The sequence below is a fragment of the Streptomyces sp. NPDC048623 genome, from assembly GCF_040650755.1.
GTDB lineage: Bacteria > Actinomycetota > Actinomycetes > Streptomycetales > Streptomycetaceae > Streptomyces.
Window position 1 is genome coordinate 1 of sequence record NZ_JBEZHV010000031.1, and the last position, 14,703, is coordinate 14,703.

Annotated in this window: 13 protein-coding genes; 7 read left to right on the forward strand and 6 right to left on the reverse strand. The window is 71.8% G+C overall.

Annotated features, from left to right (window positions below; genetic code table 11):
* Window positions 1-122: 122 nt before the first annotated feature.
* Window positions 123-638, reverse strand: coding sequence for an ATP-binding protein (locus tag AB0C73_RS31915; protein ID WP_362536873.1), 516 nt, complete (start codon window positions 636-638; stop codon window positions 123-125).
* 325 nt (window positions 639-963) lie between these two features.
* Here AB0C73_RS31915 and AB0C73_RS31920 point away from each other — a divergent pair, with 325 nt between their 5' ends.
* The 4 genes from AB0C73_RS31920 to AB0C73_RS31935 all read left to right on the forward strand — a co-directional run bounded on the left by AB0C73_RS31920 (window position 964) and on the right by AB0C73_RS31935 (window position 4,790).
* Window positions 964-1,836, forward strand: a complete 873-nt coding sequence (locus AB0C73_RS31920; RefSeq protein ID WP_362536874.1) for a helix-turn-helix transcriptional regulator — start codon at window positions 964-966, stop codon at window positions 1,834-1,836.
* A gap of 94 nt (window positions 1,837-1,930) precedes the next feature.
* Entirely contained in the window at window positions 1,931-3,415 is a 1,485-nt protein-coding gene (locus AB0C73_RS31925) for an aldehyde dehydrogenase family protein (RefSeq protein WP_362536875.1), read from the forward strand.
* A 127-nt stretch (window positions 3,416-3,542) separates the two neighbouring features.
* Window positions 3,543-4,124: a DinB family protein gene (locus AB0C73_RS31930; protein WP_362536876.1), complete on the forward strand. Its 582-nt coding sequence runs from the start codon at window positions 3,543-3,545 to the stop codon at window positions 4,122-4,124.
* Window positions 4,125-4,178: 54 nt separating this feature from the next.
* Window positions 4,179-4,790, forward strand: a complete 612-nt coding sequence (locus AB0C73_RS31935; protein WP_362536877.1) for a PadR family transcriptional regulator — start codon at window positions 4,179-4,181, stop codon at window positions 4,788-4,790.
* Window positions 4,791-4,910: 120 nt separating this feature from the next.
* Here the strand turns inward: AB0C73_RS31935 and AB0C73_RS31940 are convergent, their stop codons facing one another.
* From AB0C73_RS31940 to AB0C73_RS31950, 3 genes are all read right to left on the reverse strand, one after another.
* On the reverse strand, window positions 4,911-6,329 hold the full coding sequence (locus AB0C73_RS31940) for a glutamate decarboxylase (protein ID WP_362536878.1): 1,419 nt from the start codon (window positions 6,327-6,329) through the stop codon (window positions 4,911-4,913).
* An 81-nt stretch (window positions 6,330-6,410) separates the two neighbouring features.
* Complete coding sequence (locus tag AB0C73_RS31945) at window positions 6,411-7,706, reverse strand: ion channel protein (RefSeq protein ID WP_362536879.1); 1,296 nt, start codon at window positions 7,704-7,706, stop codon at window positions 6,411-6,413.
* Between the two features lie 7 nt (window positions 7,707-7,713).
* Complete coding sequence (locus AB0C73_RS31950; RefSeq protein WP_362536880.1) at window positions 7,714-8,082, reverse strand: YbjQ family protein; 369 nt, start codon at window positions 8,080-8,082, stop codon at window positions 7,714-7,716.
* A 271-nt stretch (window positions 8,083-8,353) separates the two neighbouring features.
* On the opposite strand from AB0C73_RS31950, the gene AB0C73_RS31955 reads away from it, so the two are divergent.
* Entirely contained in the window at window positions 8,354-9,058 is a 705-nt protein-coding gene (locus tag AB0C73_RS31955; RefSeq protein WP_362536881.1) for a VTT domain-containing protein, read from the forward strand.
* A 177-nt stretch (window positions 9,059-9,235) separates the two neighbouring features.
* Here AB0C73_RS31955 and AB0C73_RS31960 read toward each other — a convergent pair whose 3' ends face one another.
* Window positions 9,236-11,008 (reverse strand): threonine/serine exporter family protein, encoded by a 1,773-nt coding sequence (locus AB0C73_RS31960; RefSeq protein WP_362536882.1) that lies wholly within the window; start codon window positions 11,006-11,008, stop codon window positions 9,236-9,238.
* A gap of 126 nt (window positions 11,009-11,134) precedes the next feature.
* Entirely contained in the window at window positions 11,135-11,626 is a 492-nt protein-coding gene (locus tag AB0C73_RS31965) for an inorganic diphosphatase (protein WP_362536883.1), read from the reverse strand.
* 105 nt (window positions 11,627-11,731) lie between these two features.
* Here AB0C73_RS31965 and dacB point away from each other — a divergent pair, with 105 nt between their 5' ends.
* Together dacB and AB0C73_RS31975 are read left to right on the forward strand one after the other, a co-directional pair.
* Entirely contained in the window at window positions 11,732-13,291 is a 1,560-nt protein-coding gene (dacB, locus tag AB0C73_RS31970; protein WP_362536884.1) for a D-alanyl-D-alanine carboxypeptidase/D-alanyl-D-alanine-endopeptidase, read from the forward strand.
* Between the two features lie 116 nt (window positions 13,292-13,407).
* Window positions 13,408-14,547 (forward strand): zinc-dependent metalloprotease, encoded by a 1,140-nt coding sequence (locus tag AB0C73_RS31975; protein ID WP_362536885.1) that lies wholly within the window; start codon window positions 13,408-13,410, stop codon window positions 14,545-14,547.
* Window positions 14,548-14,703: the final 156 nt, after the last annotated feature.

A 14,703-nucleotide genomic window follows, 5' to 3' on the forward strand; every position in this document is an offset into this window, starting at 1 on the left:
CCTCCCCATCTCCACCCCCGCCCCCGCGCTCGGGGCCGCCACGGGGGCGCCCCCACGCGCCCGCGCACAGCGGTGCGGGCCCCGGTGGCGACCGCCACCGGGGCCCTCTCCTCTGTCGTCTCCTACTCCGGGCCCAGCCGGAACAGCGCCCACACCACCTTGCCCTGGAGCGTGCCCGCGAGCGGGTGCCAGCCCCAGCTGTCGCTGAACGACTCCACCAGGAACAGCCCGCGCCCCGACTCGGCGGCGAAGTCCTCCCCGCCGGCCCGGGCCTCCGGACTCTCGCGGCTGGGGTCGCGCACGGCGCACACCAGGCGCGAAGCCCAGCGCATCAGATGCAGGCGGACGGGCGGATTCAGGCCTGTTTCGGGCGCCGTCGCCGTGGCCGGATCGGTCCCCGCGGGCACCGCGTGGCGCAGTGCGTTGGTGACCAGTTCGGAGACGACGAGGGCGACGTCGTCGAAACGCTCGGTGAGATCCCAGTTGTGGAGCGTCTGACTGGTGAACTTCCGCGCGCCGCGCACCGCTTCGTAGCGGGGCGGCAGGGCGCAGGAGGCCGAGTTGGAGACGGTCGCGGGATCGATCGGCGGAAGCCCCTGCCGTAACGGCTCGAGCATGGTCGATCCATTCGGTCCCATGCGAGGCACTCCCGGGAATCGCGGCGGTGGTGCGACAAGGCGGTGCGACAACGGCGCGGCGGCGCACATCGGTACGCGGCTGTGCGAGCCCCATGGTTCCGGAGGCATGCAAGGGATGCAAGGGCAGATGCACGTGCACGCGCCCGGCCTGTCCGCCCACGCGCCGATTCTGTGCATAAGTCGTCCACGGGCCGGAACGCGGCTGCCCGGAACCCGCCCTCTATCCGTAATCGAATGTGTACGCGCTGAAGCGTTTAGTGGCAGAATCCGGGGCTCGACGGGGGCTCGACAGCAAGAGCAGCACCGTGAAGGGGAGGCTGGAGCCGTGACGGCAGGCGAATCGAGCGGGGCGAGCGGGAGCGTGGTGCGCCGCATACTGCTTGGCTCCCAGTTGAGGCGACTGCGCGAATCGCGCGGCATCACCCGGGAAGCCGCCGGTTACTCGATCCGGGCATCCGAATCCAAGATCAGCCGTATGGAGTTGGGAAGGGTGAGCTTCAAGGCCAGAGACGTCGAGGATCTGCTCACGCTCTACGGAGTCAGTGACGATTCCGAGCGCGGCTCGCTCCTCGGTCTGGCCCGCGAGGCCAACGTGGCCGGCTGGTGGCACAGCTTCGGCGACGTGCTGCCGGGCTGGTTCCAGACGTACATCGGGCTCGAAGGCGCCGCCTCCCTGATCCGCATCTACGAAGTGCAGTTCGTCCACGGCCTGTTGCAGACCGAGGCGTACGCCCACGCCGTCGTCACCCGCGGCATGCCGGGCGCCCCGGTCGCCGAGATCGAGCGCCGCGTCGCGCTGCGCCTGGAGCGCCAGAAGGTGCTCGTCTCCGAGAACGCCCCGCATCTGCACGCCGTCCTCGACGAGGCCTCGCTGCGCCGCCCGTACGGCGACCGGGCCGTGATGCAGGGGCAGTTGCGGCATCTCATCGAGATCTCCGAACACCCGAACGTCACGCTCCAGGTGATGCCCTTCAGCTTCGGTGGCCACGCGGGCGAGAGCGGCGCCTTCACCATGCTGAGTTTTCCCGAGTCCGATCTCTCCGACGTCGTCTATCTGGAACAGCTGACCGGCGCCCTCTACCTCGACAAACGCGAGGAGGTCGGGCAGTACGGACGGGTGATGGAGCGCCTGCAGAAGGACAGCCCCGATCCCGCCGAAAGCCGTGATCTTCTCCGAGGACTCCTTCAACTCGGCTGATACGTCAGTACGATGACGAGACATCAGTGAGACGGCTGTGACTCGGCAGCCGTCCGTGCCGAAGTCCGCCTCCGCGGGTTAGGGGTCTCGTTCCATGGCGTCTGCTCTGTCTTCGGACCATTCGGACTACTTCACCGAACTGGCGCACCAGTACATCGACGGCGAGTGGAAGCCCGGCAGCGGATCCTGGGACATCATCGACTTCAACCCGTACACCGGGGAGAAGCTCGCCGCCATCACCGTCGCGACCGCCGCCGAGGTGGACCGCGCCTACCGCGCCGCCGAGCGCGCCCAGGCCGAGTGGGCCGAGACCAACCCGTACACCCGCCGGCTCGTCTTCGAGCGGGCGCTGCGGATCGTCGAGGAGCGCGAGGCCGAGCTCGCCGAGGTGATCGTCGCCGAGCTCGGCGGCACGCGCCTCAAGGCGGGCTTCGAGCTGCACCTGGCGAAGGAGTTCCTGCGCGAGGCGATCCAGGTCGCGCTGCGCCCCGAGGGCAGCATCCTGCCCTCCCCGGTGGACGGCAAGGAGAACCGCGTCTACCGCCTCCCGGTCGGCGTCATCGGCGTCATCTCGCCCTTCAACTTCCCCTTCCTGCTCTCCATCAAGTCCGTGGCCCCCGCCCTCGCCCTCGGCAACGCGGTCGTCCTCAAGCCCCACCAGAACACCCCGATCTGCGGCGGCACCCTGGTCGCCAAGGTCCTGGAGGAGGCGGGCCTCCCGGCCGGCCTCCTGAACGTGGTCGTCACCGACATCGCCGAGATCGGCGACGCGCTGCTCACCCACCCGGTCCCGAAGGTCATCTCCTTCACCGGCTCCGACCGCACCGGGCAGCACGTGGCCACCGTCTGCGCCCAGCACTTCAAGCACGCCGTGCTCGAACTCGGCGGCAACAGCGCGCTGATCGTCCTCGACGACGCCGACGTCGACTACGCGGTCGACGCGGCCGTCTTCAGCCGCTTCGTGCACCAGGGCCAGGTCTGCATGGCCGCCAACCGCATCTTGGTGGACCGCACCGTGGAGGCGGAGTTCACCGAGAAGTTCGTCGCCAAGGTCAAGACCCTGCGGGTCGGCGACCCGGCCGACCCGGCCACCCACATCGGCCCGCTCATCAACTCCCAGCAGGCGGAGGCGGTGGCCTCGGTCGTCGAGCAGACCGTGGCGGGCGGCGCGACCGCGCTGCTGCGCGGGTCCGTCGAGGGCAGCCTGGTCTCCCCGACGATCCTCACCGACATCGCCGCCGACGCGCCCGTCCTCAACCAGGAGATCTTCGGCCCGGTGGCCCTGGTCATCCCGTTCGACGGCGAGGACGAGGCCGTACGGATCGCCAACGACACCCCGTACGGCCTGAGCGGCGCCGTGCACACCGGCAACGTCGAGCGGGGCGTACGGGTCGCCAAGCGCATCCACACCGGCATGATCCACATCAACGACGGCACCGTGCACGACGAGCCGATCGTCCCCTTCGGCGGCGAGAAGCAGTCGGGCATCGGGCGGCTCAACGGCGAGGCCATGGTCGAGGCCTTCACCACCCGGAAGTGGATCTCGATCCAGCACGGGCGCAGCCGCTTCCCGTTCTGAGGTCCCGTTCCGAGGCACCGTTCCGAGACACCCTTCCAGGCGCTACGGAGGAATGAGGACCGTATCTGTCCTGATTCCTCCGTAGCGTGTTCCGTGTCGAGAAGGAAGACCACGGAAGGCGGCAGTCATGGTTGCTCTTGTTCCCGCGGAGAAGTACGGCGACGAGCGCGGCGCACTCCTCAACTTCATCGAGGCCCAGCGCGCGGCGGTCGTCCGGGCGTCCTTCGGCCTCACCGAGGAGCAGGCGGCGAGCCGCCCCAGCGCGAGCGAGCTGAGCCTGTCCGGTCTGATCAAGCATGTCGCCGAGGCCGAGCTCAACTGGCTGCGGATGGCGCAGCGGCAGCCGAACGAACTGCGCCGGGACGAGTCGAACTGGCACGAGAGCTTCCAGCTCGTGGGGGACGAGACCGTCGCGTCCACGGTGGCCTTCATGGCGGACGTGGCGAAGCAGACGGAGGACTTCGTCCGGAGCGTGCCCAGCCTGGACGAGGAGTTCCCGCTGCCCGACAAGCCCTGGTTCCCGAAGGACGGCCGGGTTTCCGTCCGCTGGATGCTGCTGCACCTGATCCAGGAGACGGGCCGGCACGCCGGCCACGCCGACATCATCCGCGAATCGCTCGACGGCAAGGGCTCCTTCGAGCTCATCGCCCTGGAGAGCGAGCTGGAGCGCGAGCTGGAGCGCGAGCCGGAGAGCAAGGCGCAGGCGTAGCCGGAGGCACGGAGGACCTACCCTTGTCAAAGCTGACCAGGGAGGTCCGAACGAATGTCGGCGATCCGCCTTCTCGTGCTGGGCGCGGTCAAGCAGCACGGCCGCGCCCACGGCTATCAGGTGCGCAACGACCTGGAGTACTGGGGCGCGCACGAGTGGTCCAACGCCAAGCCCGGCTCGATCTACCACGCGCTGAAGCAGATGGCGAAGCAGGGCCTCCTCGTCGCGGACGAGAGCGCGCCGAGCACGGCCGGCGGCCCGCCGAGGGTCGAGTACGAGATCACGGACGCCGGCCGCGAGGAGTACCTGCGCCTGCTGCGCGAGGCGCTGTCGACGTACGACCAGCAGATGGACGTCCTGTCGGCGGCGGTCGGCTTCATCGTGGACCTGCCGCGCGCGGAGGCGGTCGAGCTGCTGCGCGCCCGGGTGCGGGGCCTGGACGCGTGGCGGTCCGCGGTGACCGGCTACTACACCCCTGAGGGCGGGCCCGGCCGGCTCGGGCACATCGGCGAGATCATGCACCTCTGGGTGCACTCGGCCGACTCGGGCCGGGAGTGGACGCTGGGCCTGATCGAGCGGATCGAGGGCGGGGCGTACGTGTTCGCGGGCGAGGGCGAGCCCTTCGTGGGCGTGCTGGCGGAGGGCCAGGAGAACCCGTACGCGTAATCAAGTTTGACTAGTTTCGAGCTGGGCCGCAGGCCCGGGCGGCTGGGGAAGCGGCGCGCGACCGGGAGCGGGTCCGGGCGCCCCGGGGTTCGCGCGCCCGTACCCGTACCCGTACCCGTCCTAGTGGTGGAACGAGGTGGCGGCCTTCTTGTCGTCGGTGAACGGGTGCGGCTGGCGCCGCAGTTCGGGCAGCAGCAGGCTCAGGTCCTCGACGAGCAGGCCCGCCAGGTCCTCGGAGAAGCCGTTGCGGCACACGACCCGGAGGACCGACAGGTCCTCGCGGTTGGCCGGGAAGGTGTACGCGGGCACCAGCCAGCCCTGTTCGCGCAGGCGGCGCGAGACGTCGAAGACGTCGAAGGCGGTGACGTCAGGCGCCGTGGTGAAGGCGAAGACGGGAAGCTGGTCGCCGCGGGTGAGGAGACGGAAGTCGCCCATGGCCTCGATGCGTTCGGCGAGGCCGCGGGCCACGTCCCGGCTGGTCTGCTGGACGGCCCGGTAGCCCTCCCGGCCGAGCCGCAGGAAGGTGTAGTACTGCGCGACCACCTGCGCGCCGGGGCGGGAGAAGTTGAGGGCGAAGGTCGGCATGTCGCCGCCCAGGTAGTTGACCCGGAAGACCAGCTCCTCGGGGAGTTCGGCGGGGGAGCGCCACAGCGCCCAGCCGACGCCCGGGTAGACGAGGCCGTACTTGTGCCCGGAGGTGTTGATGGAGGACACCCGGGGCAGCCGGAAGTCCCACACCAAGTCCTGGTCGAGGAAGGGCGCGACCATGCCGCCGGAGGCGCCGTCCACGTGCACGGGGATGTCGAGCCCTGTGCGTTCCTGGAGGGCGTCGAGGGCGGCGCAGATGTCGGCGATCGGCTCGTAGGAGCCGTCGAAGGTGGAGCCGAGGATGCCGACCACGCCGATGGTGTTCTCGTCGCAGAGCGCGGCGGCCGAGGCCGCGTCCATGTGGAAGCGCTCGCCGTCCATGGGGACGAGGCGCGGTTCGACCTCCCAGAAGGTGCAGAACTTCTCCCAGCAGACCTGCACGTTGATGCCCATGACCAGGTTGGGCCGGGCGCCGGGATAGCGGTCGGCGTTCTTCTTCGCCCAGCGGCGCTTGAGCGCCATGCCGGCGAGCATGCAGGCCTCGCTGGATCCGGTGGTGGAGCAGCCGACGGCGGTGGTCGGGTCGGGCGCGTTCCACAGCTGGGCCAGCATGGCGACGCAGCGGCGCTCCAGCTCGGCGGTGCGCGGGTACTCGTCCTTGTCGATCATGTTCTTGTCGCGGCACTCGCCCATGAGGACCGCGGCCTGGGGCTCCATCCAGGTGGTGACGAAGGTGGCCAGGTTGAGCCGCGAGTTGCCGTCGAGCATCAGCTCGTCGTGGACCAGCTGGTAGGCGCTCATCGGTGGCAGCGGCCGGTCGGGCAGGCGGTGCCGCGGCGGGGCCTCGGTCATGCCGCCGATCGGGTCGGCCTCGCCGTAGAACGGGTTGAGGGCGAGACGGCGGGAGCGCCCGGTCGTCTCCGGTTCGTCGGGACCCTTGTGCAGCGCCACGGTGGATTCCTTCCTGTACGGCTTCGGGCTTCGGGTTACGGGCTTCGGGTTACGGGCTTCGGTGTCGGCTCGGCGGCCGGCTCAGTGCAGGGAGTCGCCCTTCTCGTCGAGTTCGAGCTGGGGGCGGCCGGTGACGACCAGCCACGCGGGCAGGGAGGCCAGGACGAGGAGCGGGATCATCGCGGGCGAGGAGGCGATGACGGCGGCGATGAAGAGGCTCACCCACCCCTGGCGGGTGGTCGCGAGCACCAGGCCGAGGACGGCGGCCGAGACGGCGACCGCAGGATGGATCTCCGTCACGAGGGCCTGCGCGCACAGGCCGAACGCGGCGCCGATGAACACGATCGGGAACACCCGGCCGCCGACGAAGCCGCAGGACGCGGCCACAAGCAGGGCGACCAGCTTCACCACGGCGAACTTGGCGAGCTCACCCGAACCGTAGGACCCGATGGACTGGACGAGTTCCCTGGTCTCCGTGAGCCCCTTGAACAGCGTCAGTTGCCCGCCGAGCGCCCCGAGCAGACCCAGGATCAGCCCGCCGAGCGGCAGCATCAGCATCGGGTGCCCCAGCCGCCGGAACGCCCTGTGGACGTAGGGGAAGGCGTAGCAGGCGAGCAGTCCGAAGACCGCGCCGAGGGTGGCGATGACCAGCGCGGCGAGGAGGTCCTCGAAGCCGGGGTTCGTGAGCGGCGGCAGGCCCATGTCGAAGCTGGGGTGGTCGACCACCTGGGTGGTCATCGCCCCGGCGCCGGCCGCCATCAGCGGAGCGAACAGCTTGTCCCACAGCCCGCCCCCGGCGAGCCCGGGCGCCGCCCTCGACGCCAGGGCCTCGGAGATCACCAGCGCGGCCGCGACCGGGGTGCCGAAGAGCGCGCCGAGGACGGCGGCGGTGGCGAGCGACACCCACAGTTCGCCCGGCAGGGCCGGCAGGACCATCCGGCCCAGCCAGAAGGTCAGCGCGATGGCGGCGACGATCGTCGGGTTCTCCGGGCCGAGACTGACGCCGCCGGCCAGGGTGAGGGTGCTGGCCAGCAGCAGGCCGGGCACCACCCCGGGGGCGATCGGTGTCCCGTGGAGCCCGCCCTCGGCCGGGTCGGAGCCGGCGTGCCCGTACACCTTCCAGACCACGAGCCCGACCGCGATGCCGCTCGCGGTCAGCACCACGATGATCCACAGCGAGGAGTACGGGCCGATGTCGAGTGCGTCCGGAAGGGTGTCCCAGACCGCGTCCTGGATCCTCTCGGCCAGCTTGCTGATTCCCAGGTACAGCAGCGCCGAGCCGATCCCGACCACGAGCGCGGGCACGCACAGCGGCAGCAGGACCTTCCGGGCGATGTCCGGAGCGGCGGGAGGCGGGGCGGGGGTCTCGGTGGCCACGGGCGGCTCAGACCTGCGGCTCGATCACGACGGCCGTGCCGTACGCGCACACCTCCGTGCCCACGTCGGCCGCCTCCGTGACGTCGAAGCGGAACATCAGGACCGCGTTCGCGCCACGCGCCCTGGCCTGTTCCACGAGGCGTTCCATGGCCTGGTTACGGGTCTCCACCAGGGTCTTCGTCAGACCCTTCAGCTCGCCGCCGATCATCGACTTCAGGCCCGCGCCGATCTGGCTGCCGAGGTGCCGCGAGCGGACGGTCAGGCCGAAGACCTCGCCGATCACCTGGCGCACCCGGTGGCCGGGCACGTCGTTGGTCGTCACCACCAGCACATCCGCGTGCTCGCCCTGCCCGCCGCCGTACTCCTCGATGCCCATGCGCATCCACCTCCGGGCCTCAGCCTGGCGGCGGGCGCGGCCGGGCGCATCCGGAGGAGGGCCGGGCGGGTCGGGGCCGGGGGAGGGCCCGGGACCGGTCCGGGGGCCGGCCCCGGGAAGAACCCGGGGGAGGGCGGCCGGGGGCCGGGTGGAACCAGGGGGATTCACCCGGCGTTGATAGCTTGGGGCAGCAGTCCTGTACGACAATTCCTCTTGCGCATGCTTCTCGCGCCCTCCCCGCCCCCACCCCGACCGCAGGAGCCCGGAACCCGTGAACACGCTTGCCCTCGGTCCGAGCTGGCTGGACCCGGACCATCTGATCCAGACCTTCGGCCTGGTCGGTGTCCTCGTCGTCGTCTTCGCCGAGTCCGGACTTCTCATCGGCTTCTTCCTGCCCGGTGACTCGCTGCTCTTCACGACCGGTCTGCTCGTCACCACCGGCAAGCTCGACACCCCGCTGTGGCTGGTGTGCACCCTGGTGGTCGCGGCGGCGGTCCTCGGCGACCAGGTGGGCTACCTCTTCGGCCGCAAGGTCGGCCCGGCGCTCTTCAGGCGCCCCGACTCCAAGCTGTTCAAGCAGGAGAACGTCGAGAAGGCCCACGAGTTCTTCGAGAAGCACGGCCCGAAGTCGCTGATCCTGGCCCGCTTCGTGCCGATCGTGCGCACCTTCACGCCGATCATCGCCGGCGTCAGCCGGATGAACTACCGCTCCTTCGTCATCTTCAACCTCATCGGCGGTCTGCTGTGGGGCGCGGGTGTGACGCTGCTCGGCTCCGCGCTCGGCAAGGTCGAGTTCGTCCACCAGCACATCGAGCTGATCCTGATCGCGATCGTGCTGGTCTCGGTGATCCCGGTCGCCATCGAGCTGCTGCGGGCCCGCGCCCAGTCGAAGAAGAACCCGGCCGGCCCCGTCCCCGCCACGGACGCCCACGAGGTGAGCCCGTCAGCCGAGCGCGGCCGCCACGCCAAGCGTTGATTTTTGTGGCTCGGTTCGCCTCCGGGCGCCTCCGCGCGCCTCAGGGCGAGTGAGCCGAAGGGCGCCGGCGGGTGTCGAAAGTGGAGAGCGCGCGCAGGCCCGAGGAACGAGGGCCGAGCACGGTCGACCGTCGACACACGCTGAAGGCGCCCGGAGGCGAACCGAGCCACAAATAGATCAGAAGCCTCGGGTCCGCTTCGCCGCGCGGCGGGCCGCCGCCGCGCCCGGGGCCTGCATGAAGAGGCGGGCCAGCTCGCCGCCCAGGTTCACGCCGATCGCGATCGCCAGGGCCAGGGCCGCCGCCTTCGCCAGCGAGCCGAAGCCCTGGTCCAGATTGTTCTGGGCGATCGCGAGCACACCGAAGTACGTCGCCGAACCCGGCAGCAGCGGCCCGATCGCCGCCGTCACGTACGGCAGCGACGAGGTGTGGTGGTAGCGGGCGATCAGCTGCCCGAAGAGGCCCACCAGACCGGCCGCGACCGCCGTCGCCATGACCGCCGAGCCGCCCGCGGTCACCGCGATCGACGCGAAGATCACCCAGGCCACCCCGCCGTTCAGGGTCGCGAACAGCACCGTCGCCCGCGACTGCTGGAGCAGGATCGCGAAGGTCGCGCACAGCACCATCGACGCCACGATCTGCACCACCGGCCGCTCGACCGGCCGCAGCACGCCCTCCGGGTTGAGCTCGGCGCCGAACTGCACCGCCAGGTACAGCACCGAGAGCACGCCCACCACGATCGCGACGAAGAAGTAGCCGACCTCCAGGAGCCGGGCCGAGGCCGTGATGTAGAAGCCGGTCAGACCGTCCTGCACGGCCGCCACCACCGCCCGCCCCGGGATCAGCGCGAACAGGCCACCGGTGATCACCGCCGAGGGCGACACGTCCGCGTGCAGCAGGGTCAGCGCCACCCCCATCGCGGCCGGCGGCATCGCCGCCACCAGGAACTGGTAGAACTCCGGCAGCCCGCGCCCCGCGCACAGCCACGCCAGCCGGTCGCCCAGCATCGCGCCGAGCGCCGCCACGAAGAACACCAGCGCCCCGCCGCCGAGCAGCACCGAGGCCGCGCCCGCGAGGACCCCGGCCGCCGCGGTGAGCACCCAGCCCGGGTACGGGTGCCGGTTGCGCCGGATCTCCGCGAGCCGGCGGTAGGCCTCCTCCGGCGACACGTCGTGCGCCGGGTCGTTGATGTCGGCGAGCAGCAGGTACACCGCCGCCAGCCGGGTGTAGTCGGTGCCCCGGCGCCGTACCGTACGGTTCGCCGTGACCGGGTCGTCCACGAGCGACGGCTGGTACGTGACCGAGAGCAGGGTGAAGGTCACCGTCGGCTCGCAGCGGTCGAGGCCGTACGAGCGGCAGATCGCGAACATCGCCGCCTCGACGTCCTCGGCGCCCTCGCCGCCCGCGAGCAGCAGCTCGCCGATACGCAGCGTCAGGTCGAGCACGCGCGGCACCGGCGGCCCGGCCTCGTCCGCCTTCCGCGGCGCCTCCGGCACCGGGCGCTCGGCCAGCGGCAGCCGCAGCATGGTCCGCATCCGGTCCTGCCAGGGCGCGTCCGCCGGCAGATTGGCCAGCGGTATCCCGTACGCGGGGGTGAAGGCCGGGGGCGGGGCCTGCCCCGCGGCGGTCGACGGGGGCGCGAAGGCGGAACCTTCCTGCTCCTGCTCCGGCTCCGGTTCCTGCGCCAGACCCTCGGGCAGCGCGAACTCGGAGGTCGGATGCTCCTCCTCCGGCGGCTCGGGCGGCGCCACTCCGGCGGGCGGTACGAACGCGCTGCGCGCCTCGTCCGACTGCGGCTTCCGGTCCTCCGGGGGCTGCTCGGGGGGCTGCTCCGGGAGGTCCTCCGGGGGCTCCGGGGCACGCTCCTCCGGGGCCTCGCCCCGGCCGTCCTCGTGGCCCTCCTGCCGGCCCTCCTCCCGGCCCTCCTCCGGACCGTCGCCCGGCTTCGCCACCACCGTCTCCGCCCTCACTCCCCATCGACCGGAACCGCACGTTCAAGCCAAGTATGAACGCGCGAAGGGCGGCGCACCCCGAGAGGTGCGCCGCCCTTCACCAGCGGTCAGCGGGAGTGCGGGGGCTCAGTGGCCGCCCGACTCCTTGAAGCGCGTGTACGACTTCTCGATCTCGGCCTCGGCCTCGGCGCGGCCGACCCAGTCGGCGCCCTCGACGGACTTGCCCGGCTCCAGGTCCTTGTAGACCTCGAAGAAGTGCTGGATCTCCAGGCGGTCGAACTCGGCCACGTGGTGGATGTCGCGCAGGTGCTCCATGCGCGGGTCCGTCGCCGGCACGCACAGCAGCTTGTCGTCGCCGCCGGCCTCGTCGGTCATGCGGAACATGCCGATGGCGCGGCACTTGATCAGACAGCCCGGGAAGGTCGGCTCGTCCAGGATCACGAGCGCGTCCAGCGGGTCGCCGTCCTCGCCGAGGGTGTTCTCGACGAAGCCGTAGTCCGTCGGGTAGGCGGTCGAGGTGAAGAGGCGGCGGTCCAGGCGGATCCGACCGGTCTCGTGGTCGACCTCGTACTTGTTCCGCGACCCCTTGGGGATCTCGATGGTGACGTCGAACTCCACGGGTGGATCTCCTCCTGAATCAACACATGTCAATGCTCGCGACGACGCGCGGTGGTTAAGTGTCTCTCACGCACGCTCTTGATCGCGAAAGGGGCTGGTCATCACATGCCGGAGCCGAGAACCTGGCAGTTCGTGGCGGGTTCCGCCGTGCTCGGTCTGGCCCTGGCCGCCGGGGCGGTGACCGCCGCCGGCCCGTGGGACTCCGGTCAGCGTAAGGCCGAGCGCGCCAGGGCGGTCCACGCCGACGGCCGAGGTGGCGCACATCACGCCGGCGCCCCGGCCGCCGCCCCGCACCGCCCCGCCCCCGCACCCAGCGCCGCCGGAGTGCTGCGGGCCCTCGGCATCCCGGAGGCCGCACCCACCCGCGGCACCACCGGCACCGGCGACTCCACCCGGACGGGCGACGCCTCCGGCCTCGCCCCCGTCCCCGACCTCGCCGCCGTCCTCGTACCGCTGCTCGGCGACCCCGGCCTCGGCACGCTGCGCACCGCCTCCGTCGTCGACGCCGCCACCGGCCGGCAGCTGTACGGGGAGGGCGCGGCCACCCCGATGACCCCCGCCTCCACCGTCAAGCTCGCCACCACCACGGCCGCGCTCTCCGCCCTCGGCCCCGAGCACCGCATCGCCACCACCACCGTCGCCGCCCCCGACGGGCGCACCGTCACCCTGGTCGGCGGCGGCGACCCCACCCTCGACCGGGCCCGGCTGACCGCCCTGGCCGGCGACACCGCCCGCGCGCTGAAGGCCCGCGGCACCGGAACGGCCACCGCCCCCGTACGCCTCACGTACGACACCAGCCTCTACAAGGGTCCCGAGCGCCACCCGATCGGCCCCAACGAGAACCTCGCCCCCGTCACCGCCCTCATGACCGACGAGGGCCGCACCGGCGGCGACGGCACCGGGCCCGCACCGCGCACCGCCGACCCGGCCGGCGACACCGCCACCGCCTTCGCCGGACTCCTGAGGAAGGCCGGCGTGAAGCTCCAGGGCGACCCCGCCCCCGGCAAGGCCCCCGAAGCCCCCAAGGCCGCCGGTACCGGACAGAAGGCCGCCGGCACCGCCGGACAGAAGGCCGCGCCCCTCGCCCGTACCGACTCCGCCCCCCTCGCCGACCTCGTCGAACGCACCCTCACCAGCAGCGACAACGACCTCGCCGAGGCCCTCGCCCGGCAGACCGCCCTCGCCCGGCACCAGCCCGCGAGCTTCGCCGGCGCCGGCAAGGCCGTCCACGACGAACTCGCCCGCCTCGGCCTCCCCCTCGCCGGCGCCCGGTTCGCCGACGGCAGCGGCCTCGACCGCACCGACCGGGTCTCCGCCGCCCTGCTCACCGGCCTCCTCACCCGCGCGGCCGACCCCCACCGCCCCGCCCTGCGCCCGGTCCTCACCGGACTGCCCGTCAGCGGCTTCACCGGCACCCTCGCCGGACGCTTCGGCACCGGACCCGCCGCCTCCGGCGCCGGCCTGGTCCGCGCCAAGACCGGCACCCTCACCGGCGTCAACACCCTCGCCGGCACCGTCGTCACCCCCGACGGACGACTCCTCGCCTTCGCGTTCCTCGCCGGCGGGACCAGCTCCCCGGACGCCGCCCAGACCGCCCTCGACCGCCTCTCCGCCGCCCTCGCCTCAGCCGCCGCCCCTAAGCGCCCGCAGGACCCGCCGCACTGAACCGCCGCACCGATCCGACGCACCGATCCGACGCGCCGATCCGACGCGCCGACCCGCCCCGGCGAATACCCGCCCGAACCCTCACCGGACGGGCGCCGAGAACGTACGGTTGACGCATGACGAGCATCGGTGGTGCAGGCACATCGGGGATGGTCGACTGGAATCTCGCCGTCGCGACGGCGACCCGACTGGTGCGTCCGGGCCCGGAGGTGAGCCGGGACGAGGCCCGCGAGGTCGTCGCCGAACTCCGCCGGCACGCACAGGCCGCCGAGGCGCACGTCCGCGGCTACACCCGGATGATCCCCGAGGGCCACACCCCCGAGGACACCCCCGTCCTCGTCGTCGACCGGGCCGGCTGGATCAAGGCCAACGTCGCCGGCTTCCGCGAACTGCTCTCCCCGCTCCTCGGCAAGATGAAGGAACGCCGCGCCACCACCCCCGGCGGCACCGTCCTCAGCGCCGTCGGCGGCAAGGTCACCGGCGTCGAGCTCGGCATGCTGCTGTCCTTCCTGGCCTCCCGCATCCTCGGCCAGTACGAGACCTTCGCCCCCGCCACCCGCGAACTCCCCGCCGGCACCGACGGCGGCGGCCGCCTCCTGCTCGTCGCCCCCAACATCGTCCACGTCGAGCGCGAGCTCGACGTCGACCCGCACGACTTCCGGCTCTGGGTCTGCCTCCACGAGGAGACCCACCGCACCCAGTTCACCGGCGTCCCCTGGCTGCGCGACCACCTCCAGGGCGAGATCCAGTCCTTCCTCGCCGCCACCGACGTCGACCCCTCCACCGTCGTCGAACGGCTCCGCGAGGCCGCCCAGGCACTCGCCGGCGGCCGCCCCGAGGGCGAACAGGGCGAACCCGCCCCCTCCCTCGTCGAACTCGTCCAGACCCCCGAGCAGCGCGAGATCCTCGGCCGCCTCACCGCCGTCATGTCCCTCCTCGAAGGCCACGCCGACTACGTCATGGACGGCGTCGGCCCCGACGTCGTGCCCTCCGTCGCCGAGATCCGCGAGAAGTTCCAGCAGCGGCGCGCCCGCGGCGCCTCCCGCCTCGACCTCGCCCTGCGCAAGCTCCTCGGCCTCGACGCCAAACTGCGCCAGTACCGCGACGGCGAACGCTTCGTCCGCGCCGTCGTCGACCAGGTCGGCATGGACGGCTTCAACCGCGTGTGGACCTCGCCCAACACCCTGCCCACCAAGACCGAGATCGCGCACCCGGCCGACTGGGTGGCGAGGGTGCACCGTAAGGCAGACTCGTGAGACGGATGGGCCGGACGGCGGAAGACCACCGCGGAACACCCCACCAATCACCCATCCGAGGGACCCTGGACGGCGGGTGAGGCGTGCAATGCTCGGCTGACGGCCAGGTTCTGTCACCATCGTCGCACTCTGAGTGACCGAACCCCTACTTCCGAC

Excerpts from the sequence above, each read along its gene's own strand:
- AB0C73_RS31915 (WP_362536873.1), bottom strand. The coding sequence starts at position 638 with ATGGGACCGAATGGATCGACCATGCTCGAGCCGTTACGGCAGGGGCTT.
- AB0C73_RS31925 (WP_362536875.1), top strand. The coding sequence starts at position 1,931 with ATGGCGTCTGCTCTGTCTTCGGACCATTCGGACTACTTCACCGAACTG.
- AB0C73_RS31930 (WP_362536876.1), top strand. The coding sequence starts at position 3,543 with ATGGTTGCTCTTGTTCCCGCGGAGAAGTACGGCGACGAGCGCGGCGCA.
- AB0C73_RS31935 (WP_362536877.1), top strand. The coding sequence starts at position 4,179 with ATGTCGGCGATCCGCCTTCTCGTGCTGGGCGCGGTCAAGCAGCACGGC.
- AB0C73_RS31950 (WP_362536880.1), bottom strand. The coding sequence starts at position 8,082 with ATGGGCATCGAGGAGTACGGCGGCGGGCAGGGCGAGCACGCGGATGTG.
- dacB (WP_362536884.1), top strand. The coding sequence starts at position 11,732 with ATGCCGGAGCCGAGAACCTGGCAGTTCGTGGCGGGTTCCGCCGTGCTC.
- AB0C73_RS31975 (WP_362536885.1), top strand. The coding sequence starts at position 13,408 with ATGACGAGCATCGGTGGTGCAGGCACATCGGGGATGGTCGACTGGAAT.